Origin of the sequence: Mesorhizobium sp. M0698, assembly GCF_040320455.1 — a bacterium.
Lineage (GTDB): Bacteria > Pseudomonadota > Alphaproteobacteria > Rhizobiales > Rhizobiaceae > Mesorhizobium.
Genome location: NZ_JAMYPQ010000007.1, coordinates 65,039 through 86,711 on the forward strand (window position 1 = coordinate 65,039; position 21,673 = coordinate 86,711).

The following is a 21,673-nucleotide window of genomic DNA, read 5'->3' on the forward strand; positions in this document are numbered from 1 at the left end:
GGCGGCATTGGCTATCTGTTTGTCGCGAATCTGATGCGAATGCCTCACAAAGTGAACGTCGGACGTACGTTGTTGTCACTTACCGAACAAACTCAACCACCTATGTCCTGGTGCATGGTCGGCCAGCTCGCCTTTCCGCGTACATCGCCTGTCAATGCCCAAATGCCACGCACCATTGGCTCAGTTAGCCGGATTCGGCCGGGTTTCGACACCAAAGAGGAAGTGCGAGTGGCCATGCTGCCGCGCTCCGCGGGCCGCCTGCTGATTGCTCTCTGTCTTCTTGCGCGCCGTTCCTGGCGCCGAGCGCCTTTCGTTCTGTGACATATCCCCTGGCTTGAGAGCGCGCGCGATCTCTAGGTAGCCGGTCAATTTGTCAACCTCGACGACATAAGGCTCGAATATGGCTCCTATGTCATGGGAGTGAACGCCTTCCGGCGTCCGCCCCCAAAGCAGCTGCTTGCGGCGGTGACCGACGCGCCGGTTACCGCATCGTGTCGTCGGTAATAAAGCGACGTTGCGCTCTCTGCTTTCACATCCGGGTATGCCGAAAAGTCCGTCGGTCAAAAGTCGACCAGCGGCGTGTCCACGATCTGGTGCTCGAATAGCAACCAGAACGGCGATCCCCGGGATTCGGAGTACCAATGCTCAAAAATCGCAAGGGCCTCGCCGATATTGGTGGCGGGTTCGTCCTCGGGCAGCCTCGCAGCCTGGAACAACGCAAGCGCAACGGGGCCAAAATGCGTGATCGCTTCCGTGCGCGCCTCGCTGTCCGCATTCCAGCCGAGCCGCAAGCGCAGGACGGCCAAAGCGCTGGCCACGGCGATCTCCTCACTTTCGGCTGAGGCCACGGCGTCCGAGATCGCCTGCATGAGATTGAGCCGCCTAAAGGCGAAAGCGCGCTCCTGTTCCAGAACCGCGATCTGATTGGCCGCTTGTCGCCTGAAGCTTGCCTCGGTTGTCCTGGCGGTCTCAGCCGTCGTTTTCAGGTCATTCAGAAAGGAAGCCGTCGGGTTCATCTTGGCTCACTAGGATGGCGGAAGAGAGTGGGAGTCGAACCCACCAGAGACCGACTCGCGGCCCCTCCCGGATTTGAAGTCCGGACGCCCCACCGGGGACGATGCTCCTCCAGAAATTTGCGCCATCGGCGGCTCACCCTCGCCTGTCAGGCGGAACAGGTCCAGCCTGCGCCTGTTCAGACGGCGCAAGTCTCCCCGCCGCAGCGTCACGCCGTGCCGATCGAGAAATTCGAGGATATGGATGGCGACCTTGCGTCCGCTGCCCACGCGATCGCGAAATTGAGCAGCGGTGAACTGCTCTGTGGGCATCGACGCAGCGAGGTCGCGCGCGATCTCCACGATCTGCGCCAACGCCTCGCGCTGGAAGAAGTGGTCATGAGCGACCTCGTGGACCTTCCCCATGCGGCCGGCAAGCTTCAGAAGCCGCCGGATTTCCGTCTCCGGCGCGGCCAGCACCTCGGCAATATCCCACACTCTCGGCGGATGGAACCGTTCGGGTCCGCCGATGAGAGGCTGGATTTGCAGCCAGAGAGTTTCATCCTTTGCCGTCAGGTGCGCCTCATGACCGGGCAGCCGCACCCAGGCGCCGTCCAAGGCAACTTCTCGAGCGTGCGAAAGGCTCCGCAGAACTGCCGTGAAAGCGGGCGCCGGCAGACGTGGATCAAGCCCAATACGCAGTCTCTCCATTCCTACGCCTGGCAAATCCGGATTGTCGGCATGGAAGGTCTCCAGGGTCACGGCCAAGTCGCGCTTGAATCGCAACCAGCGCTCCGGCGACAGCACGAGGAGCATTTCTCCGACGGCAAAACGGACAAGCCCGAGTTGATCGATCAGGCCTTCCGTCTCGCAGTCACTAAGCGCCCTGTCGCGCGCGAAAGCCTTCAGGTCGAAATAGTGGGGCGGCGCATCAAGGAGTGCGGCGGCGGCCAGTTCGGGCGCCAATAGCGCATGGGCATCGAGTTGGACCAGCCGTTCCGGCGCGCGGCGTTTGCGGCTGGGCGCCCGCAGATCGAGAAAATGTCCGCCGCCGATGGTTCGCTGCGCGGAGGTGTCGCGCACCACGTAAACGTCGCCGGCAGCGGCCGCGATCGGACTGTCCAGCACCAATTGAACATTGGCCGTGCCGCCAGGCTCGATCGGTTCGTCTCCGAGGAGTACGATGCGCGCCCCGACCTCCGTCGCGGCATGGTGGAGCCGCACCGGAAACCATTGGCCGATCGGCTTGCGTTCACCCGGCAGAACGCGAAGGCTTGCATCGATCCGGTCCGACGGCGCGTGAAGCTTCGGATCGACAATTACGTCGCCGCGCCGGATCGCCTCCTTGAAAACCCTTTCGCCGGTCAGATTGAGCGCGCAACGGTCTCCCGACCGACCACGTTCAGTCGGCCGGTTCTGGGCGTGGATCGATCGAACCCGCGCAAGCAATCCCGACGGGCTTACGACCACGTTGTCCCCAATACCGAGAGAACCCGAAAGCACGGTGCCCGTCACGACGGTGCCCACGCCGCGCAGCGTGAAAGAGCGGTCCACCGCTAATCGAAAACGGCCCGAAACTGCACGCCGGGCAAGATGCGACGCCTCCTCGAACAAGAGATACCTGAGTTCATCGATACCTTCGCCTGTAACGACCGAGACGGGAATCAGGTGGGCCTCGGCAAGCATCCTCCCGGCAAGCACCGAGCGGATATCGCTCGCCACCGCGGTGCGGCGCTCGGGACCGGCCAGATCGCATTTCGTGAGCAGGACGGCGCCGCGCTTGACACCGAGCAGGTCGACGATGGCGAGATGCTCCCGGGTTTGCGGCATGACGCCGTCGTCGGCGGCCACCACGAGCAACACGAAGTCGATGCCGCTGGCGCCGGCGAGCATCGTGTGTACGAAACGCTCGTGCCCGGGAACATCGACGAAACCGATGCTATCCCCACCCGGCACCGGCAAATAGGCGAAGCCGAGATCGATCGTCATGCCGCGTGTCTTTTCCTCCTGCAAACGATCGGTGTTTATACCGGTCAGCGCATGCACCAGCGCAGTTTTGCCATGGTCGACATGTCCCGCCGTGCCAACGATCATGATAATGCGGTCTCCGGCCACGGCGCGGCGGCGCGACGCTCGGCCTCGGCGGCATCGCCCGCGCTCAATTCGGCCCGCACTGCAGCCAGATAGCGGCTGGCAAGGGCGCTGCCGCCTGCCTCGGCACGCAGGAGCCAAACCAGCGCCTCGACCGCGTCAGCCGGCACGCCCGTGCCAAGATGGCAGGCGGCCCCGAGCATTGCCTGCCCTTCGGCGTCTCCTCGCATGGCAGCACGGCGCCACCAGCGGACAGCCTCGTCCGGATCGCGCGGCACGCCGAGCGCATTGTGATAGAGCATGCCGATCCGGGTCATCGCGGATGCGATGCCTTGATCGGCCGCGGCAAGCGCCCAACGTCGCGCCTCGCCGACATCGGGAACCATCACTTCGCCCTCCAGCAGCATCCAGCTCAGCATATCCTGCGCCGGTCCGTCGCCAGTTTCCGCTGCGGCCCGATAGAACTCGGCCGCCCGGCGAAAGTCCTGCTCGACTCCTTCGCCGCGGAAATAGAGCGACGCCAAATTCCTTTGCCCGACAGGATCCCCTGCCTCGGCGGCGAGCGCCAGCCAGCGAAAGGCCATTTCCGCATCACGCTCGACGCCGAGCGCTTCGGCGAAGCAGGCGCCGATATTGTTCTGAGCGCGGGCAACGCCCTGGTGAGCCAGCGGCTCCCATATGGAGAGAGCCACGGCATGATCGCCTCGCCGCGCGGCTTCGAGGGCCTCGGTCATGCGTGCGGCCACAGGCGTCTCGGCTGGGCGGCGCGCAAGGCGGTCAAGCCAGCGCATCGGTTCCTCCCGGATTTAAGCCGGCTAGATTAGCGATGAAGTTCGCCTCGTCTTCCAGGCAGCGGAAATCGAGCACGAGCGCCTGGTTTTCGATGCGCCCGATCACGGGGACGCCCAGCCCACGCAGCGCAGCCGCAAGCGCTTCGAGCGCCCGACCGCTCCCTGAGCGCGGCTTGAGAGCAAGCCCGGCGCTTGGCACCGTTTCGAGCGGCAGCGCGCCGGATCCGACTTGGCTCCGGCACTCCACCGTGTCGACCGCAAAGGCTTCGCCCACGGCCTCAGCAACCAGGGGAGCAAGGCGCTTTGCCTGCGCTGCAATCTCCCACACCGAGCGCGAGAGCAGCCTTAGCGTCGGCAGGCGCTCGGCCAGGCGGTCGGGGTCGCGGTAGAGCTTCAACGTCGCCTCGAGCGCGGCCAAACGAAGCTTGTCGACCCTGAGCGCCCGCTTCATCGGGTTGCGGCTGATCGCTGCGAGCAGGTCCTTGCGGCCGACGATGAACCCCGCCTGCGGACCGCCAAGCAGCTTGTCGCCGGAGAATGTGACGAGATCGGCGCCGTCGGCGACCGCCTCGCGCACGGTCGGCTCGCGCCCAAGGCCGTAGCGGGCTAGATCGACCAGCGTGCCCGAGCCGAGATCATGGACCAGCGGTATCCCATGCGCCTTGGCGATGGAAGCGAGCTCGGGTGCCCGGATCTCGGCCGTGAATCCTTCGACCCGGTAGTTCGACGTGTGCACCTTGAGGATGAGCCCGGTCTCCGGGCCGATCGCCGCAACATAGTCTTTGCGATGCGTGCGGTTGGTGGTGCCGACCTCGACAAGCCTGGCGCCGGCGCGCGTCATGATCTCGGGCATCCGGAAAGAGCCGCCGATCTCGATCAACTCGCCTCGCGAAACGATCGCTTCGCGACCGAGCGCCAGCGTGTTGAGCACGAGAAGGACGGCAGCCGCGTTGTTGTTGACGACGGTTGCATCCTCGGCTCCGGTCAGCTCGCAAACGAGCGATCGAAGATGATCGTCCCGTTCGCCGCGCTCGCCTTTCTCGACATCGAATTCGAGAGCCACCGCTTCGCGCATCGCCAGCCGAACAGCCTCGACCGCCTCTTTCGCGAGGAGGGCTCGTCCGAGATTGGTATGCAGCACCGTTCCGGTCAGGTTGAAAACGGGGCGCAGGGAAGAGCGTTCGCCGTCCCTGAGCTGCACGAGCGCGTCGCCGGCAAGATCGTTTGCCTCCGGCACGACGGCTCCGGCATTGCGGGAGGCCATTCGCGCATCGGCGACGGCTCGGCGAATGGCCTCCGTCGCGGCCTGCCGTCCGAAGCGCTCGATTGCGGCCGCCGCCAGCGGGGTCCTCAGCACTTGGTCGACCGACGGAAGATTGCGCAAAGGGTTTGCGGATGAAGCGGTCATCGTATCCTCAATAGCCAACAAGGAACGGATTGAACGATCCGCGGCGATGGCCACCCTCGCGGACGAGCAGGTCGAGGCCGAGCGTCGCCACGTCGTCGGCGACCGGATCGAGAGCCGGATCCTTGTGCTGGTACAGGATCTTTACATAGCAGCCGCATGCATCGCAGGTCTCGGCTTTGACCGTGCCAGGGCCTCCCTCTATTTCCTGATAGCCTATCCCCTTGGTCGAGCCGCACAGCGTACATTTGACACGGACGTGGTTCCACAATGTTCCACACAGCGCGCAGGCGCAGAACCGCGCCCCGTGTGCGCCGTGCCAGCCGACGATGATCGAGGATACGGGCGGCCCACCGCAGGCCGGACAGGCGCCGTCGGCAACCGGAACCAGCTTCGAGCTGTCGAGACATGCCGCGAGGCGGGCGAAGTGAACCTGCAGCGCGGCCGCGACATAGACATGCTCGGCAAGCGCGTTCATTGGAATCGCATCGGTGAGCACATTGCGCACCATGGATTCGACCCCGGACGCATCGATATTCGCCAGCCTGTCCAAGGCGGCTGCGGCCGCCTTGGGTTTTTCGATCGTGGCTGCCACTTCGAACAGGCGGCCGAGCGTCATTCCAAGGGCGGCATCCGAAGTGGATTGGTTGCGATCGAGCGGCGGCATACCGAAGGTTCGTGCGCGCTCGCGCGCCTCCGCGCTCGGCAATTCGATCTCCGGCAAGCCGTCCTGGATGCGGTGCTGCGCATCCGTCAGTGCAGAGAGGAAGCGGAGATAGGGGCCGAGCTGGTGGTCATCCGCCAACACATCCAATCGCTCGGAGCGGCGAATGAACAAGGTCCGCGGATCAGGCAGGCGCGCAAAGGGTGGGGCCGAGACCTCGCCGATTACAGTCGGGTCAGGGCGTGACGGATCTTGTTGCTTTGGCATTTCAACCTCACGAACCTCACGGGCCACGTGGTCGGCTTGATACTGCTCCAGAGCAATTCCACGAAAAGTGTATAACGGTTTTCCGTCCGGAATTGCGTAAAAACAAATACCCGCTCATTCGGCGGGATTCGATCCCGAACGTCCGTCCGGTTTGCCTGCGATCAGTTCACGCAGCCATTTGCGATGATGCCGCCAAGCCCAGCCGCCGGTCACCCGTCCGCGCGTCATGGCGGGAATGGTGCCGCGTACCCAGATGGCCGAATAGAAATGGATAATCCAGACGCCGATGATCGCCACGGCAGCGATCGAATGAACAAGCAGCGCCACCCGCTGCTGACCGATCGTGGTGTAAGCGGCGAAATATTGTTGCCAGATGACGATGCCGCTCGAAATCAGGATGATGATGAGGATCGACATTGACCAGAAGACGAGCTTCTGGCCGGCATTGTACTTGCCGACTTCGGGGACGTTGTCCTCGTGATTGGACAATACGTCACGGAAACGAGCGAGCCACGTTCCGTCCTCGGGCCTCCACAAATTGGCCTTCCAGAACCGAAGGAAAAGCCCAAGGAAGCTGCAGAAGAGCAAGACGCCGATCCATGGATGAGCGAAGCGCGTGAACTGGCCGCCGCCAAACAGCCCCGACAGGAAGAACAGGCTCGGGTGAAACATGGCAAGGCCGGACAAGGCGAGCAGGATCAGGCTGGCCGCCGTGATCCAATGGTTGATCCGCGCGCCCACCGTGTAGCGGTCCACGATGACTGGCTTGCCGGGATGTACCTGCTCGTTCGGCTTCACGTCATATGCGGCCATCGTTGTCGCCTTCCGTCAGCTCTTCGGCATGCTCCTCATCCGTCTCGGAGACCCTGTTCGGTCCCATCACCAGATGGTGAAGCAGGCCGACGCCGGCCGCCACGCCGAGAATGGTGAGGCCGGCATATTTGGTCACGCCCTTCCACGCCTCCACGAGCGAACTGATCTTCGGCTCCTTCGGCAGACCCGAATAGAGCTCCGGCTGGTCGGCATGGTGCAGCACATACATCACATGCGTCCCTCCGACCCCGGGCGGATCGTAGAGGCCGGCATTCGAATAGCCGCGCGATTTCAGGTCCTTGATGCGGCCGTCGGCGTGCTGTTTCATCTCGTCTTTTGTACCGAACACGATCGCCTGGGTCGGGCAGGCCTTGGCGCAGGCTGGTCCCTGGCCGACAGCCACGCGGTCGGAGCAGAGCGTGCATTTGTAGGCCGTGTGATCGACTTTGGAGATGCGCGGAATGTTGAACGGGCAACCCTTGATGCAATAGCCGCAGCCGATGCAGTTCTCATGGACGAAATCGACGATGCCGTTCGAATACTGCACTATGGCGCCTGGTGCCGGACAAGCCTTGAGGCAGCCCGGGTCAGCGCAGTGCATACAGCCATCCTTGCGGATCAGCCATTCGAGTTCGTTCGTCTCGGGATTGTCCCATTCGCTGTAGCGCATCAGCGTGAACATGTCCGGCGTGAGATCGGCAGGATTCTCATAGACGCCGGCATTGAAGCCGATCTCCGGATGCGTGTCGTTCCACTCGATGCAGGCCGTCTGGCATGCCTTGCAGCCGATGCATTTCGAAACATCGATGAGCTTGGCGACTTCCGTCAATTGCTGCTCGGGCGCGGGAACCGTCGAGGCAGAGCGGCGGATGAGGTCCTTGTCGGAAAAACGCGGTGCGGTATCCGTCGTCGAAGGATTTGGAAGTGGAGGAAACATCGCTTACTCCTCCTACGCTACCGGCCCGGCGATGGGCTCGATGTTGACAAGGAACGCCTTGTATTCCGGCGTCTCGATGTTGGCGTCGCCGACAAAGGGGGTGAGCATGTTCGGGCCAAAGCCTTTCTTCGCCGCTCCCGTGAAGCCCCAGTGCAGCGGTATTCCGACGATGTGGACGGTCTTGCCATCGCAGGTGAGCGGCCTGATCCGCTTGGTCACCATGGCCTTCGCCACAACGGAACCGCGCTTCGACCAGACGCGCACCCAGCCGCCTTTGGTGATGCCCTTCTCGGCCGCAAGCTGTTCCGAAATTTCCACGAAAAACTCCGGCTGCATCACCGCATTGGTGATGACGTGCTTGGTCCAGAAGTGGAAATGCTCGGTCAGTCGGTAGGAGGTCGCCGCGTAGGGGAACTCCTGCGAAGCCGATTCGGCGAACTGGGCCATATCGCCTTCGAACACCCGCGCTGCGGGGTTGCCGCGGACTTTGGGAGCTATCGGGTTCGCGATGGGCGACTCGAATGGCTCGTAATGCGCCGGGAATGGTCCGTCGCGCATCATGCCCCGGGTAAAGAGGCGCGAGACGCCCTCCGGATTCATGATGAACGGGCCTACTTGATCGGGCTTTGCCGTTGGCAAGATGTCGGGGACATCGTAGCCCGACCATTTCGTGCCGTCCCATTCAATCACCTTGCGGCTTGGATCCCAAGCCTTTCCGGTGAGGTCAGCCGACGCCCTGTTGTAGAGAATGCGGCGGTTGGCAGGCCATGAGAACGCCCATTTGGAATAGGCGCCGGTTTCGTCAGGATCGGTGGTGTCCCGCCTGGCCATGTTGTTGCCGTTTTCGTTGAAGCAGCCGGAATAGATCCAGCAGCCGCAGGAGGTGGAGCCGTCGTCGCGCAGCGCGGCGAAGCCCGGCAAGAGCTTTCCGGCCTCGGCCAGCACCTTTGTCGGGTCGGCCGTGTCGGTTACCCTGGCGAGCGCCCTACCATTGATCTCCTGGGCAAGCTCCTCGGCCGTCGGATCGCCGGGATCGGCATAAGGCCAGTTGAGCTTGACGATCGGCTCGGCGAAGGCGCCGCCTTCCTTGGTGTAGAGCTCCTTCAGGCGCAGATAGAGCTGCGCCATAATCCAGGTATCGCGTTTGGCCTCGCCGGGGGGCGTGCCGCCGGCCCAATGCCACTGCAGCCAGCGCCCCGAATTGACCAGCGAACCGTCGTCCTCGGCGAAGCAGGTGGAGGGAAGCTGGTAGACTTCCGTCTGAATCTGCGACGGATCGACATCGTTGTACGGCCCGTGGTTCTCCCAGAACCGGCCCGTCTCCGTGTCCAACGGATCCATGATGACGAGGTATTTGAGCTTCGAGAGGGACTCGATCACCTTCTTCTTGTTCGGAGCTGCCTGTAGCGGGTTGAAGCCCTGGCAGAAATAGCCGTTCATCTTGCCCTGGTGCATCAGCTCGAAAGCCCGCAGCAGATCGTAGCCCGGCAGGTCGAGCTTCGGCAGGTAGTCATAGGCGAAGCCGTTCTCCGGCGTTGCCGCGTTGCCCCACATTGACTTTTGGAAGCTTACGAAGAACTTCCTGTAGTTCTGCCAGTAGCTCATCTGGTTCGGCCGGAGCGGCTTGAAGCCTCGGGTCGACATGTAGGCTGCCAGATCGACCTCCTTCTCGGTCGGCAGCGTCAGATAACCGGGCAGCAGGTTCGACATCAGCCCGAGGTCGGTCAGCCCCTGGATGTTGGAGTGACCGCGAAGCGCGTTCATGCCGCCGCCGCGTATACCGATATTGCCGAGAACAAGCTGCAGCATCGCCATGGCGCGGATGTTCTGCGAGCCCTTCGAGTGCTGGGTCCAGCCGAGCGCGTACATCGAGGTCATCGCCTTGGTCGGAGACGACGTCTCGGCGACCATCGCGGCCACCTTCAGGAACCGGTCCTTGGGTGTGCCGCAGATGCGCTCGACCATCTCCGGCGTGTAGACCGCGACATGCTTCTTGAGCAGATTCCAGACGCAGCGGGGATTGGCCAATGTCGCGTCGACAACGGCAAAGCCGTCCGTGCCTATGTCATAGTCCCAACTGGACTTGTCATAGTCTCGCTTCGCCTCGTTATAGCCGGAGAAGAGGCCGTCCTGATAGGTGAAGCCCTCCTTGACGACATACGTCGCGTTGGTGAAGGCCTTCAGATAGTCCCATTGCACGTTATCGTTCTGGATGCAGTAGTTGATCAGCCCGAGCAGGAAGGCGATGTCCGTTCCCTGGCGGATCGGCGCGTAAAGATCCGACACCGAAGCCGAGCGCGTAAAGCGCGGGTCGATGACGATGAGCTTGGCGCCGCGATTGGCCTTCGCCTCCGTGACCCATTTGAAGCCGCAAGGATGCGCTTCCGCGGCATTGCCGCCCATGATGACGACGAGATCCGTGTTCTTGATGTCGTTCCAGGAATTGGTCATTGCGCCGCGGCCGAATGTTGGGGCGAGACTCGCCACCGTCGGGCCGTGTCAGACACGTGCCTGGTTGTCGAACACCAGCATGCCCGCGCTGCGGACCACCTTGTAGGTCGCGAACGCGGTTTCATTGGTCGAAGCCGAGGCGGCGAGGAAGCCGGTGGTGATCCACCGGTTGACCGTCACGCCGTCATTGTTCGTCGCGACGAAGTTCTTGTCGCGATCGTCCTTCATCAGGCGGGCGATGCGGCCGAGCGCGTCTTCCCAGCTTATCGGCTCGAACTTGTCCGAGCCCGGTTTGCGGATCATCGGATGTTGCAGACGGGTCGGCGACTTGACAAATCCGAGCAGGGCCGACCCTTTGGGGCACAAGGTGCCGCGATTGGTCGGATGATCAGTGTCACCCTCGATATGGGTGATCTCGGCCGGCTCGCCCTTTCTGAGATCGCCCTTCGAATACAAGATTATGCCGCAAGCCACCGAGCAGTATGGACAGGTGTTGCGTGTTTCGGTGGTGTTCGCGAGCTTGAAGGGCCGTATAGCCGCCGCGTGTGCGGCCTCGCTATCGCCGAAGCCGAGGGCTCCAAGCGTAGTACCGGCGAGACCCGCGCCTGCTGTTTGCAGGAACGCGCGTCGAGAAAGATCGATGTTCATGGGTTCCTCCCGAAGCCGGTGCCCCACAAGGCAACTCGAACCAACGGTTCAATCCGAGTAACTAGTCTCGGACCAAATAAAATCAATGCCAAAGAACGAGGTGCGTACGGTGCAGCAAAAGTGCCCCTCCGAACCGCCTTCCTGCAACAGGTTTGTGCCCGCAAATCGGCATTGTGTATTATTGTTGAATATTCTTGTCATCTTTTCGTGACCGCGACTGCGATTGACGAAAACGAACGCATTACCATACAGTAAAGCGTGGTGATGAAACAGCTCCCGCGGGTCGGGGCGCCTTTCGATCGATACCCAATGACGGCGATGCCTCGCACGCCGGATACGGTGCTTGCCTTTCCTAACTTAATGAAATCCGCTGAGAGCAAGCGTGCTCCAAACGCGCTGTGCGTTGGCGCGATCGTATTTTCCATTCCGGTTGACCTTGATCCCTACTAAAGCGTGCCAGCAGAGGAGGCTCGACGACTATGGCAATCGCCCTCTCGCCCGAAAAAACCGATGCGCCCGTTGTGCGCCTGACCAGCCTCGCCCATGGCGGCGGTTGCGGCTGTAAGCTGGCACCGTCAGTGCTGCAGCAGCTTCTCGCTAATCCGGCGGCTGCCAGTCCCTATCATCAGCTTCTCGTCGGCACGGAGACCGGCGACGATGCGGCAGTCTGGCAACTCGACGGCGCGACTTGCGTCATCGCGACCACCGACTTCTTCATGCCTATGGTAGATGACCCCTACGATTTCGGCCGGATTGCCGCAACCAACGCCCTGTCCGATATCTATGCGATGGGTGGCCGGCCGATCATGGCGCTGGCGATCCTCGGGATGCCTCTCGACAAGATCCCGATGCTCATGGTCCGCGAAATCCTGAAAGGTGGTGAAGCTGTCTGCGCCGACGCCGGAATCCCGGTTGCAGGTGGCCACTCGATCGACTCGCCGGAGCCGATTTATGGCCTCGCAGTCATCGGCACATGCCGACCCGGAGATATCCGACGCAATTCTGACACCAGGCCGGGTGACGCCTTGATCCTGACGAAAGGGCTCGGCGTCGGCATCTACTCCGCCGCCATCAAGAAGCAGGCGCTTTCCGAGAGCGGCTATCGCGAAATGATCGCCTCCACCACGCTTCTCAACCGGATCGGATCGGAGCTGGCGCAGGACGCGAGCGTCCACGCTGTCACCGACGTGACCGGATTTGGCTTGCTCGGACATGGCCTCGAGATGGCACGCGGTGCCGGGTGCACGCTGATAATTTGCAGCCACGACGTGCCGCTCTTTTCCGAAGCTGCCTCGCTCGCGGTCGACGGCCACGTCACCGGCGCATCGCGGCGCAACTGGGCGAGCTATGGCGACGCGGTAAGCTTACCTCCCGGCATGCCCGAGTGGCGACGCCATCTTCTCACGGATCCACAGACTTCGGGCGGGTTGCTGGTTGCTTGCGAGACCGACCACGCAGCGGCGCTCGTCGAGAGGATCGTCGCGGACGGCTATCCTTCGGCTCGCATCATCGGCCATGCCAGGCCCGGCGCGCCGACAATAGTAGTAGAGGCCTGAACGGCCGCTCCGCTTCCCGCCAGATGACGGGGCGCCCTCCAGTTCGCGGCACTCCACCTCCTGCCACCAATGGATCGGCAGGCAAAGACGCCGCCTGCCCTGTCCACGCTGGATTGGCGGCGGACGCTGCGGACTGTTTTGGTGACCGGATGATCCGAGCGAGCATGAGCTCGCCAGATCATGATTGGGCGCCAGGCACGAGCTTGAAACATCAGCTCCTCTATCCGGAGAATCTCGTTCCACTTGGCCATGCGTTCGGAACGCGTGATCGAACCACTTTTTCCCGCCAAGTATCGCAGCGCTTGCTGCGATTGTGCTGGCTGGACCGGCGTTTGCCGCCATGGCGACCGGCAACATGACCGTGCGCATCACGATCCAAGCTGAATGCAAAGTTCAGACTGTCAGCGATCTGGATTTCGGCACGAGGGGTGTCGTCGATATCGATCAGACCAACACCGTTGGCGTGCATGCACGACGGGGCAAACTTATAACGTCGGCGTGAGTGCCGGCGGCAGCGCCGGCGCTACTATCGCCGTTCGCAAATTGACTGGCCCGCGTCCGCAGTGGTACGACAGCCTCGACGCGTTCCGCCGCGGCAGCGACAAGCACGCCGCGCCCCGCCCGCATCTCCTTGTCCCCGCCGCGGCGAACCTACAGCCCGCCGTCGCGGTGTACCTGTGCCCGCCGGGCGAGCCGGGCTACCATCCATTCGCCCTGTGCGTCCTGCACCTCGAGGACGGACGGGTCGCGGAGGCCGTCGACTTCCAGGTGCCGATGAGATTTCTGCTCCCGCGCGGTTTCAACAAGGACGAGGTCGAACATAGGAAGATCGGATGAAGGTCGCGACTGAGCAGGAGTGGCAGGCCGCCCGCAAGGAGCTGCTGGCGGCCGAGCAGGAGCTGGCGGCGCACGAACAGCGCGTCACCAAGCAGCGGCGTGAGTTGCCCTGGGTTCCGGTCGAGAAGCACTACGCCTTCGCCACCGACGACGGGCCCAAGTCCTTGCCGGAGCTGTTTGATGGCCGCTCGCAGCTCCTCATCTATCACCTGATGTTCGGGGAGGACTGGAAGATGGCGTGCCCGGGCTGCACCTCGGTCGGCGATGGGCTGGGCGGCATGATCACGCACGTGAACGACCGCGACGTGACGCTCATCGCGATGTCGCTGGCGCCGCTGGAGAAGCTGATGGCAACTAAGGCACAGCGCGGGTGGACGATGCCCTACGTGTCGGCCTGCGGCGACGACTTCCTGTTCGACTACGGCTTCGCATTCCACCGGGAGGAGATGTCCGGAATCGCCCGCGACGAGTTCGACATGGGGCAGCTGCTCCGCGAGGCGCCGCAATGGCTGCAGGATTACCGGGACGACGTCGGTGCGCCGGACCTCCAGTCGGCCGTGTCGGTGAGCGCAGGGTGGAGCGTCTTCGCGATGGAGGACGGAGCGGTCTACAACACCTACCGCCGCTATCCGCCGCTGGTGGGGCCGCCCTACGCGCCGTTGCTCGAGTTCGTGCCAAAGCCGTGACATCCGCAACTTCGGTGCGCACGCCCGCCTGATCGATGCGGTCATGTAATCCCCATAGGACGGAGCTGCTGCCTGATTTGCTTCTAACATCACACTTGCATAATAACACTAACGAGGGTTAGCGTGCAGATCAATGTTAGAACGTGACCGGATCAGCACTGAAGGAGCGTTCGCCGAGACGCTTGAGCGCTATCTCGGAGATACGCTTCATGACCACGTTCGGGTTCAGGAATCTACAGCCCCACAAAACCTTCCTTCATTCCTCGATCGGGCCTACCATTTCTACGAAGCGCGGATAGCGGGAAGACGGTGCGTCTTCCTTGCCGCCCTGGACAGTGCCGCTACCCCTTCCGATATTACCAAGCACGTCGGTTTGGTCCGCAACTCGATTGACGCAATCGTCATATTCGCTGCTCCATCACTGAGCGCACACAACCGCGCACGCCTGATCGGTCAACGCGTCCCATTCGTCGTTCCCGGGAACCAGCTCTACATCCCTGACCTCGCCATGGATTTGCGTGAGCATTTTCGGGCCCCCAGACAGCGGCATGACGACGGTCTATCACCGGCGGCGCAAGCTGTGTTGTTCGACCATCTCTTGCGGCACGCCGACAAGGCGATGATCCCGTCGCTCATTGCCGCGCGACTGCGCTACTCGGCAATGTCGATCGGTCGTGCTTTCGACGATCTGGCTGCATCGGGCCTCGCACGCACCGAAAAGCACGGCAAGGAAAGACACATCCGATTCAAGGCGGAAGGACGCCAGTTGTTCGAGGCAGCGCGCGATCTCCTCCGCAGCCCGGTACGCGCGGTGAAATTCGTCCGAGGCGATCACTCCCAGGCACCGCTCAAGCAGGGGGGCGAATGGGCGCTTGCCGCGCTGACCGATTTGTCCCGGCCGTCGATAATTGCCTACGCCGTCGCCGCCGGCAACTGGAAAGCCATCGCGCAAGCCTCCGGCTTCGTTGAAACCTCCCGCGATCAAGCCGATCTCGTCATCGAAACATGGTCGTACGACCCTGCCGCCTTGTCTGATACCGACACCGTGGACCCGCTGTCACTTTATGCGCACTTCAGGGACCACCGTGACGAGCGTGTCTCCATGGCGGCAGAACATCTGTTGGAGAACATCGCATGGTAACCGGCATCGAGAAGTTCCGGGAGCATTTCGCCCAACATGAGGATCACTACGCGATCATCGGCGGGCCGCGTGCGACCTGCTCTTCGATGCGGCCGGTCTTCCGTTCAGAGCGACCAAAGACATCGACATGGTGCTCTGTGTCGAGGTGGTCGATCCCGCATTCGGCGCGGCTTTCAAGGCGTTTCTTGATGCAGGCGGCTATCAGGCGCGGGAGCGCAGCGATGGCAAGAAGGAATTCTATCACTTCCACAAGCCGAAAAACCAAAGCTTCCCGTTCATGATCGAACTCTTTTCGCGCAAGCCGGGGGCTCTCGAGCTTCCGGAGGACGCAGCGCTCACGCCCATCCCCGTCGAAGAGGACATCGTCAGTCTCTCGGCGATCCTCCTCGACGAGGGTTACTACGAGGCGCTGCAGGCCGCGAAACGCAAGGTGGATGGCGTCACGGTCATAGACGAAACACTGCTCATTCCGTTCAAGTCCCGCGCCTTTCTCGATCTGACCAAACGCGCAGAGGCAGGCGAGAAGATCGATGGCAAGAACATCAAGAAACATCGCAACGATGTCTTCCGCCTGGTCCAGTTGTTGCGCAGAGACGCCTCAATCAAGCTAGCCGACCCGATCCGCGAGGATCTGCGAAAATTCCTCGAACTTGCTCAAGCCGACGATACTCTGGACCCCAAGGCGTTCGATGTGCCGCTCTCTCGGGACGAGGCCACCGGTCTTCTTCGTTCGGTCTACGATTTGAACTAGACTAACCTCCGCTCTCGACCGCGATTCCCGAAAGGCGGCGCTCGACCGATTCCTTGGCGAAACTTTCTCGTGAGCCGATGACGAGATATGGCAGAGACGTGCTGCGCAGCTTGGTGCTGCCTCTTCGGGCATCGCCTGCCAAGTGAGGTTTGACATGCACGAAGTCGAGGAATTCGTCGATGACCGTCAGAACTCGTGGTGCATCCTTGCGCGCGGCCGCTTGCGGGCCTCGACACAAACGAGGATCATGTCCCGTCGAAAAGCCTGCTCATCAAACCCCGCCCGCACCATCTGCCGATCGTGAAGATCTGCAGGAGTGCAACACGACCTTGTCGGCTGTTGTCGTGAAAGTCAGGAAGTGGCGCGACCGAGCCGGTCGGCGCATGGGCTGGGATTATACCGCGATCGAGCGTTCTAGGTATCAATTGGGTGGGAAGCAGACTTACCGAAGCGCAACGAGTGAAGGCGTCGGTTCAATATTCTGGTTCAGCCGGAAGAGATTTGAAGGATCGAAGCGGGCTTTAAGCGCCGCAAGGCGGTTGTATTTTTCTGCGCGATCGCGCAGAGCCTGGACGCGTTCCATTGGCGCGAGGTCCTGCGCCAAGATGCAGGCCGCGCCGAGGCCGACAGCGAGCAGTGCGCTCTCGGTGCCGGCGCGCCGGCCTTGCTCGTGGCCGGCGCCGTGGATCAGGGGCTCCAACTCGACACTTCGGCGGACATAGAGGGCGCCCACACCCTTCGGTGCGTAAAGCTTATGACCGGCGATCGTGAGCAGATCGACGCCGGGTGCATCGACCCTAATCGGAATTTTGCCGACCGATTGCGCGGCGTCCGTATGAACGCGGATGTCGTGCTCCCGGGCGATGGCGCTGATGTCCTCGATCGGCTGGATCGTGCCGACCTCGTTGTTGGCGTGCATCACGCTTATCAGGACGGTGCGCGGGGTGATGGCACGGCGCACGGCTTCGGGATCGACCCCACCCGTCGAGCCGACGGGCAGATAGGTCACCGTCGCGCCAAGGCGCTCGAGAAACCGACAGGGGGGCGAGAACGGCGGGGTGCTCGACCGGCGGTGGTGATGATGTGCTCGCCCTCGTGCTTGAGCGCGAAGAACGTGCCCTTGATGGCAAGGTAATTGGCTCACCGCCGCCGCTTGTGAACACGATCTCGTCGGGCGCCGCGCCGAGCAGCGTGGCGACCTGGCCGCGGGCGCGCTCCAGTGCGGCCTTTGCCGGCGTGCTCGCCCAATGGCCGCTGGACGGATTGCCAAAGGCTTCGTCGAGGAAGGGTTGCATTGCCGTTGCCACCGCGGGATCGATCGGCGTGCTGGCGTTGTAGTCGAGATAGATCTGAGCCATCGGATCAGAACACCAGTACTTTGTCGGCGGCGATGATGGCGGCCGCGAGTTCATTCATTGTACTGCGGCTTGCATCAGCCATGACATCGGCTTCAGTCAGGCCGCGCGCGTCCATGCAAGTGCCACACAGCAAGATCTGCCCCTTGCCGGCAATTGCCCCCTTCAGCATGCACTCGACATTGTAGTAGCCGTCGGCAGTCTTCTGACCCGCCTTTGCGGCCACCACGGCGTCGGCCATCAGGAACACTGTGACTCCGGTTCCGCGCTCGTTCTTGATGAGAGCAAGAGCCAGGCGCAGGCCGTTGTAACACCGCTCGGTGCCATAGGGCGGGTCATTCAGGATGAACCGGATCTGCACAGGTGTCCCTTTCTTCGGTTCTTCGAATGCGCCTCCATCAAAAGGCGACTTCCGCAACCATCAGCCGTGCGACGAGCCCGCCCCATTCGCCGAGAACGCGGCGCCGCTCCTCGAACTCTATTTGTCGATCTCGCCGCGCGCAAAGCGCTCTTTGAGAATGTCGAGCGGCGTGCGGCCGGCAGCGTGTGATGCGGTGGCGCCGTTGTCTTCACGGGCCGCCGACCCAGCGGACGAGAGGGACCCGGCCGCGATCAGCACAGCGAGAAAGAGGATCATGAACAGCGGCCCGAAAATCATGGGCCAGCCTCCACCCCACCCCATCATATGAGGCCCCCCGTGCGTATCGTTCGGCGTCCGAAAGTGCCTGAGCCCACAGAGCATTTGGCGCGAGGACCGCGCCCGCAGCGACGAATATCGGAACCAGAACCTTCATCATGGATCAGCATTGGATGGGCGGCGCGGCCGCGAAGCTCGCCCGCGCCCGACGTGCGGCTACTCCCGCATGAAGGTCTGAACCTCCTCGGGCGTCACTTTGCCGTCCTTGTCTGCGTCGACCTTGTCGAAGATTCGCTTTTGGATGGTCGTAATCTCCTCGAAGGAAAGCCCGCCGTCGCCGTTCGTGTCGGCAATGGCGAACATGATCTTCATCATGTGCCCGTGCATGCGCATCATTGGCATGCCTCCCATCATCCCTTGACCCATCATGCCTTGACCCATCATGCCTTGGCCCATCATTCCAGGAGGCGTCCCGCCGGGCTGAGCGGGCTGTGCTCCTTGGTCCTGTCCCGCCGCATCTCCAGGCTCAGCAGGTGGGGTGGCCTGTGCAGTCCTCGAATCGGGGTGGTGCGGGTCGACGGCGGTTGTTTGCCCGGCGTCTGCGGCCGTCATGCCGGTGGCGATGGTGGCAGCTAACGCAGTCGCGCGTGATAGTGCAGTCAACGTCATGGGAACCTCCTTCTTGTGCAGAGCTCAGCGGAAGCCGTTCCAACCCGCTTGCGGCTGCGGCTTCCAAACGCAAAAACCGGCAAGTCGCGGTCGCGATTTGAACCGCAGTCTAGGTCAAAAGCAGCGCGGCGAATTTGCGCCGGATCAACTGCTCGGCCAGTCGGACTTCGATCTGCTATCATCGTCAGGTTGCCCGCCTCGAGGATGGATGCGGCATCGAAGACGCGCGAGAGAGAGCGGGTTCGCGCATCGCGACGGCCACGACCAACCCCGAGAGAAATGTCAGGGCGGCAATCGAAGCGATCGCCCACGAAAAACCGAAGCGATCGGCGATGAGCCCGGCGGAGAGCGCGCCGATCGCGTAGCCGAGGTCGCGCCAGAAGCGGTAGACGCTCAGCGAGCGGGCGCGCCAGGTCGGATGCGAGGCGTCGGAGACGGCGGCGATCAAGCTCGGATAGACCATGGCGGTGCCGAGGCCAAGAAGGAGGCTGCCGACGAGCCACCACTCGAACTGGCGCGTTGCGGCCGTGAGGAATAGGCCCGCGGCTTGCACCCACATGCCGGCGACGATCAGGCCCTTGCGGCCCCAACGGTCGCTCAACGGGCCGGTTGCGATCTGCAAGATGCCCCACGTCGCGGGATAGATCGCCTTCAAAATGCCGATGCGCTCGACGCCGAGGCCGAAGGAGGCGAAGAACAGCGGGAAGATACCCCAGCTCATGCCGTCATTAAGGTTGTTGACGAGGCCGGCCTGCGAGGCGGCGAAGAGATTACGGTCCTTGAACGACGTGAGCGCGAAGACTTCCCGGAAACGGATCGGCGCAGCCTTCTGCGTGTGCGAGGAGGCCTCCAGCCGGACATGGTCTCGCGTATCGCGCACCAGCAGGATCGACAACGCGGCTCCCAGCATTGCATAGCCGATGCCGAAATAGATCGGCGCCGGGCGCAAGCCATATCGCGAGGCGACATAGCCAGTCAGAAACGCGGTCACGCCGACGGCGAGATAGCCGGCGAACTCATTGAGGCCGACGGCCAAGCCGCGCGACTTCGGTCCGACGAGATCGACCTTCATGATCACCGTCATCGACCAGGCAAGCCCCTGGTTGATGCCGAGAAGCGCGTTGGCGGCGATGACCCATTCCCAGTTCGGCGCCCAGATAATCATGAAGGGAACCGGCAGGCCAACAAGCCAGCCGAGGACGAGAACGCGTTTGCGGCCCCAGATATCGGCGAGTTGCCCGGAGACGAGATTGGCAAAGGCCTTCACCAGGCCGAAGCTGATGATGAAGGAGACGACGAGCGTCGTCGAGGTGATGTGGAACTCCTCGGCGCCGATGAGCGGCACAACGGTGCGCTCGATCCCGACCATGCCGCCGACGAAGGCGTTGATCAGGATGAGCAGCGCGAACTGCGGCCAGTTCTCTCTAAGGCCCAGCCTGACTGCCGAGCTCGCCGACCGAGAATCCGATTTTGCCACTCTCATCGGTCAGGCCGCGGCAGCCGTGTGGCTGGAATTGGCGGTCCTGATCTGCGCGGCCTGCGGCGGGGCCGGCGGAATCTCGGCGAGCATGAAGCAGATGAACTCGGCCTCGTCCTCGATTCCGAAGGCCTCGTTATGGCGCTTCTCGAAGCCGATGGTGGACCAGGGCTTGCCGCTCAAACGCCGGCCGCAGACCGAGCCGGCATAGGCCCCAGAAAGGACTTCGACATGGTCGGGAAGAGCCTTGAGGCGGCCGGCGCTCCGGAAGAGGTCTTTGGCACCTTCTTCGGCGCTGACCGCTAGCTCGGTGCGGCCGAGATCGCCGACCATCAGAGTGTGGCCGGTCAACACAAACCAGGGCTCGGCGGCCCGCGTGCGGTCGATCACGAGCAGGCAGATGTGCTCAGGCGTGTGCCCGGGCGTATGCATGACCGTCGCGCTCACGTTGCCGAGCGGGAGGACGTCGCCGTCGCGTACTCCTCTGAACGGGAACGAGACGTCCGCCTCGGTCGACAGCACGTACTCCGCACCGGTAGCCTCGGCGAGCGCGCGGCCGGCGGAGAGATGGTCGGCGTGAACATGCGTGTCGATGACGAAATGAATGCGCATGCCGGCGTCTTCAGCTGCGCGCAGGTAAGGCTTGATGTCGCCGACTGGATCGACGACGGCTGCGGCCGACTTGCCGCCACAGCCGAAAAGATAGGAGATGCCGACCGGATCTGTGTGGAGGAATTGGCGAAGGATCATGGGGTTGCACTCCCTGCTGCGAAGGGTTAGAAACATTCAATCATTCCGCTGACTGTTCCACTGAGGAGCTGCCGTGTCAAGCATCGGACCGAAACAAGCGATCTACGAAAGCCTCGCCGAGGTGGCGCAGGCGCTCGGCCATGCCCACCGGCTCGAGCTTCTGGAGCACCTGGCGCAAGGGGTGCGCAGCGTCGAGGAACTCTCCGCGCGAACCCGCCTGAGCTTCGCCAACACGTCGCGCCACCTGCAGATCCTGCGGCGCGCGCGCCTCGTCGAGACGGCGCGCCGCGGCAAGCATGTGCTCTACAACCTCGCCGGTGATGCCGAGGTGGTGGCACTGATCAAGGCGCTCGGCCGTGTCGGCGAGCGAAACGTGGCCGAGGTCGACCGCGTGATGGCCGACTACTTTCGTGCGCGCGATGCGCTGGAGCCGGTGTCGCGCGAAGACCTGGTCTCGAGGCTGCATGACGGGGCGGTCACGGTTCTCGACGTGCGGCCGGAGGACGAGTTTGCGGTCGGACATCTCCCGGGCGCCCTCAACATCCCGCTGGCCGAGCTGGAGCGCCGCCTGGGCGAGCTTCCGGCAGATCGGGAAGTGATCGCCTATTGCCGCGGCCCTTATTGCGTTCTCTCGTTCGAAGCGGTCGCCGCCTTGCGAGAGCGGGGTTATCTCGTCCGTCGGCTTGAGGACGGCTATCCCGAATGGAAGGCTGCAGGGCTGCCGGTCGAAGCGGTTGGCTGAAACGAGACACACG

19 protein-coding genes, 1 tRNA gene and 3 pseudogenes are annotated in these 21,673 nt (G+C 62.8%); 6 read left to right on the forward strand and 17 right to left on the reverse strand.

What is annotated here, in order from left to right:
- Positions 1 to 560: 560 nt before the first annotated feature.
- From NKI16_RS16575 to fdnG, 9 genes and pseudogenes are all read right to left on the reverse strand, one after another.
- On the reverse strand, positions 561 to 1,016 hold the full coding sequence (locus NKI16_RS16575; protein ID WP_352923359.1) for a hypothetical protein: 456 nt from the start codon (positions 1,014 to 1,016) through the stop codon (positions 561 to 563).
- A gap of 15 nt (positions 1,017 to 1,031) precedes the next feature.
- A tRNA-Sec gene (locus tag NKI16_RS16580) sits at positions 1,032 to 1,127 on the reverse strand.
- Between the two features lie 123 nt (positions 1,128 to 1,250).
- Positions 1,251 to 3,086: pseudogene (selB, locus tag NKI16_RS16585) on the reverse strand (selenocysteine-specific translation elongation factor); the annotation flags it as partial.
- Complete coding sequence (locus tag NKI16_RS16590) at positions 3,083 to 3,874, reverse strand: tetratricopeptide repeat protein (protein WP_352923362.1); 792 nt, start codon at positions 3,872 to 3,874, stop codon at positions 3,083 to 3,085. The pseudogene selB and the gene NKI16_RS16590, both read right to left, overlap by 4 nt.
- On the reverse strand, positions 3,861 to 5,282 hold the full coding sequence (selA, locus tag NKI16_RS16595; protein WP_352923365.1) for an L-seryl-tRNA(Sec) selenium transferase: 1,422 nt from the start codon (positions 5,280 to 5,282) through the stop codon (positions 3,861 to 3,863). The genes NKI16_RS16590 and selA overlap by 14 nt, the downstream gene beginning before the upstream one ends.
- 7 nt (positions 5,283 to 5,289) lie before the next feature.
- Positions 5,290 to 6,210, reverse strand: coding sequence for a formate dehydrogenase accessory protein FdhE (gene fdhE / locus NKI16_RS16600; RefSeq protein ID WP_352923368.1), 921 nt, complete (start codon positions 6,208 to 6,210; stop codon positions 5,290 to 5,292).
- A gap of 114 nt (positions 6,211 to 6,324) precedes the next feature.
- Positions 6,325 to 7,023 carry a formate dehydrogenase subunit gamma gene (locus tag NKI16_RS16605; RefSeq protein WP_352699605.1) on the reverse strand — a complete coding sequence of 233 codons (699 nt, stop codon included), beginning with the start codon at positions 7,021 to 7,023 and terminating at the stop codon, positions 6,325 to 6,327.
- The gene (fdxH, locus tag NKI16_RS16610) at positions 7,010 to 7,960 is read right to left on the reverse strand and encodes a formate dehydrogenase subunit beta (protein ID WP_352923372.1); all 951 of its coding nucleotides are present in this window, start codon (positions 7,958 to 7,960) and stop codon (positions 7,010 to 7,012) included. Before fdxH ends, NKI16_RS16605 begins: the two co-directional genes overlap by 14 nt.
- Positions 7,961 to 7,972: 12 nt before the next feature.
- Positions 7,973 to 11,059, reverse strand: a complete 3,087-nt coding sequence (gene fdnG, locus NKI16_RS16615; protein WP_352923376.1) for a formate dehydrogenase-N subunit alpha — start codon at positions 11,057 to 11,059, stop codon at positions 7,973 to 7,975.
- A gap of 479 nt (positions 11,060 to 11,538) precedes the next feature.
- On the opposite strand from fdnG, the gene selD reads away from it, so the two are divergent.
- On the forward strand, positions 11,539 to 12,615 hold the full coding sequence (gene selD / locus NKI16_RS16620) for a selenide, water dikinase SelD (RefSeq protein ID WP_352923379.1): 1,077 nt from the start codon (positions 11,539 to 11,541) through the stop codon (positions 12,613 to 12,615).
- On the opposite strand, the gene NKI16_RS16625 is transcribed toward selD, so the two are convergent.
- Positions 12,549 to 12,866 carry a hypothetical protein gene (locus NKI16_RS16625; RefSeq protein WP_502897607.1) on the reverse strand — a complete coding sequence of 106 codons (318 nt, stop codon included), beginning with the start codon at positions 12,864 to 12,866 and terminating at the stop codon, positions 12,549 to 12,551. The genes selD and NKI16_RS16625 overlap by 67 nt on opposite strands.
- Before the next feature lie 41 nt (positions 12,867 to 12,907).
- On the opposite strand from NKI16_RS16625, the pseudogene NKI16_RS34060 reads away from it, so the two are divergent.
- The 4 genes and pseudogenes from NKI16_RS34060 to NKI16_RS16650 form a co-directional block, all read left to right on the forward strand.
- A pseudogene (locus NKI16_RS34060) lies at positions 12,908 to 13,170 on the forward strand (spore coat protein U domain-containing protein); the annotation flags it as partial.
- Between the two features lie 278 nt (positions 13,171 to 13,448).
- Positions 13,449 to 14,138, forward strand: coding sequence for a DUF899 family protein (locus NKI16_RS16640; protein ID WP_352923391.1), 690 nt, complete (start codon positions 13,449 to 13,451; stop codon positions 14,136 to 14,138).
- 133 nt (positions 14,139 to 14,271) lie between these two features.
- Entirely contained in the window at positions 14,272 to 15,279 is a 1,008-nt protein-coding gene (locus NKI16_RS16645; protein ID WP_352923394.1) for a hypothetical protein, read from the forward strand.
- Positions 15,280 to 15,406: 127 nt separating this feature from the next.
- On the forward strand, positions 15,407 to 16,030 hold the full coding sequence (locus NKI16_RS16650; protein ID WP_352923397.1) for a hypothetical protein: 624 nt from the start codon (positions 15,407 to 15,409) through the stop codon (positions 16,028 to 16,030).
- 442 nt (positions 16,031 to 16,472) lie between these two features.
- Here the strand turns inward: NKI16_RS16650 and NKI16_RS16655 are convergent, their stop codons facing one another.
- From NKI16_RS16655 to NKI16_RS16685, 7 genes and pseudogenes are all read right to left on the reverse strand, one after another.
- Complete coding sequence (locus NKI16_RS16655; protein WP_352923400.1) at positions 16,473 to 17,039, reverse strand: cysteine desulfurase family protein; 567 nt, start codon at positions 17,037 to 17,039, stop codon at positions 16,473 to 16,475.
- Between the two features lie 178 nt (positions 17,040 to 17,217).
- Positions 17,218 to 17,442, reverse strand: a pseudogene (locus NKI16_RS16660) (aminotransferase class V-fold PLP-dependent enzyme); the annotation flags it as partial.
- The gene (locus NKI16_RS16665) at positions 17,393 to 17,746 is read right to left on the reverse strand and encodes a DsrE/DsrF/TusD sulfur relay family protein (RefSeq protein ID WP_352906989.1); all 354 of its coding nucleotides are present in this window, start codon (positions 17,744 to 17,746) and stop codon (positions 17,393 to 17,395) included. The gene NKI16_RS16665 and the pseudogene NKI16_RS16660, both read right to left, overlap by 50 nt.
- A gap of 117 nt (positions 17,747 to 17,863) precedes the next feature.
- The gene (locus NKI16_RS16670) at positions 17,864 to 18,043 is read right to left on the reverse strand and encodes an SHOCT domain-containing protein (protein WP_352877083.1); all 180 of its coding nucleotides are present in this window, start codon (positions 18,041 to 18,043) and stop codon (positions 17,864 to 17,866) included.
- A gap of 195 nt (positions 18,044 to 18,238) precedes the next feature.
- Entirely contained in the window at positions 18,239 to 18,691 is a 453-nt protein-coding gene (locus tag NKI16_RS16675; RefSeq protein ID WP_352923403.1) for an EF-hand domain-containing protein, read from the reverse strand.
- A 184-nt stretch (positions 18,692 to 18,875) separates the two neighbouring features.
- A complete protein-coding gene (locus tag NKI16_RS16680; protein ID WP_502894609.1) occupies positions 18,876 to 20,168 on the reverse strand; it encodes an MFS transporter in 1,293 nt (430 codons plus the stop codon).
- Between the two features lie 9 nt (positions 20,169 to 20,177).
- Positions 20,178 to 20,918 carry an MBL fold metallo-hydrolase gene (locus NKI16_RS16685; RefSeq protein ID WP_352906991.1) on the reverse strand — a complete coding sequence of 247 codons (741 nt, stop codon included), beginning with the start codon at positions 20,916 to 20,918 and terminating at the stop codon, positions 20,178 to 20,180.
- Between the two features lie 73 nt (positions 20,919 to 20,991).
- Between NKI16_RS16685 and NKI16_RS16690 the strand changes: the two genes are divergently transcribed.
- A complete protein-coding gene (locus NKI16_RS16690) occupies positions 20,992 to 21,660 on the forward strand; it encodes an ArsR/SmtB family transcription factor (RefSeq protein ID WP_352644317.1) in 669 nt (222 codons plus the stop codon).
- Positions 21,661 to 21,673 lie beyond the last annotated feature (13 nt).

Bases quoted from the DNA above. Each gene is read 5' to 3' on its own strand.
- NKI16_RS16650 (WP_352923397.1), top strand. From the start codon at position 15,407: ATGGTGCTCTGTGTCGAGGTGGTCGATCCCGCATTCGGCGCGGCTTTC.
- selD (WP_352923379.1), top strand. From the start codon at position 11,539: ATGGCAATCGCCCTCTCGCCCGAAAAAACCGATGCGCCCGTTGTGCGC.
- NKI16_RS16640 (WP_352923391.1), top strand. From the start codon at position 13,449: ATGAAGGTCGCGACTGAGCAGGAGTGGCAGGCCGCCCGCAAGGAGCTG.
- NKI16_RS16675 (WP_352923403.1), bottom strand. From the start codon at position 18,691: ATGACGTTGACTGCACTATCACGCGCGACTGCGTTAGCTGCCACCATC.
- NKI16_RS16605 (WP_352699605.1), bottom strand. From the start codon at position 7,023: ATGGCCGCATATGACGTGAAGCCGAACGAGCAGGTACATCCCGGCAAG.
- NKI16_RS16625 (WP_502897607.1), bottom strand. From the start codon at position 12,866: ATGGCCAAGTGGAACGAGATTCTCCGGATAGAGGAGCTGATGTTTCAA.
- NKI16_RS16685 (WP_352906991.1), bottom strand. From the start codon at position 20,918: ATGATCCTTCGCCAATTCCTCCACACAGATCCGGTCGGCATCTCCTAT.
- fdhE (WP_352923368.1), bottom strand. From the start codon at position 6,210: ATGCCAAAGCAACAAGATCCGTCACGCCCTGACCCGACTGTAATCGGC.
- NKI16_RS16670 (WP_352877083.1), bottom strand. From the start codon at position 18,043: ATGATTTTCGGGCCGCTGTTCATGATCCTCTTTCTCGCTGTGCTGATC.
- fdxH (WP_352923372.1), bottom strand. From the start codon at position 7,960: ATGTTTCCTCCACTTCCAAATCCTTCGACGACGGATACCGCACCGCGT.
- NKI16_RS16645 (WP_352923394.1), top strand. From the start codon at position 14,272: ATGTTAGAACGTGACCGGATCAGCACTGAAGGAGCGTTCGCCGAGACG.
- selA (WP_352923365.1), bottom strand. From the start codon at position 5,282: ATGACCGCTTCATCCGCAAACCCTTTGCGCAATCTTCCGTCGGTCGAC.
- NKI16_RS16575 (WP_352923359.1), bottom strand. From the start codon at position 1,016: ATGAACCCGACGGCTTCCTTTCTGAATGACCTGAAAACGACGGCTGAG.
- NKI16_RS16590 (WP_352923362.1), bottom strand. From the start codon at position 3,874: ATGCGCTGGCTTGACCGCCTTGCGCGCCGCCCAGCCGAGACGCCTGTG.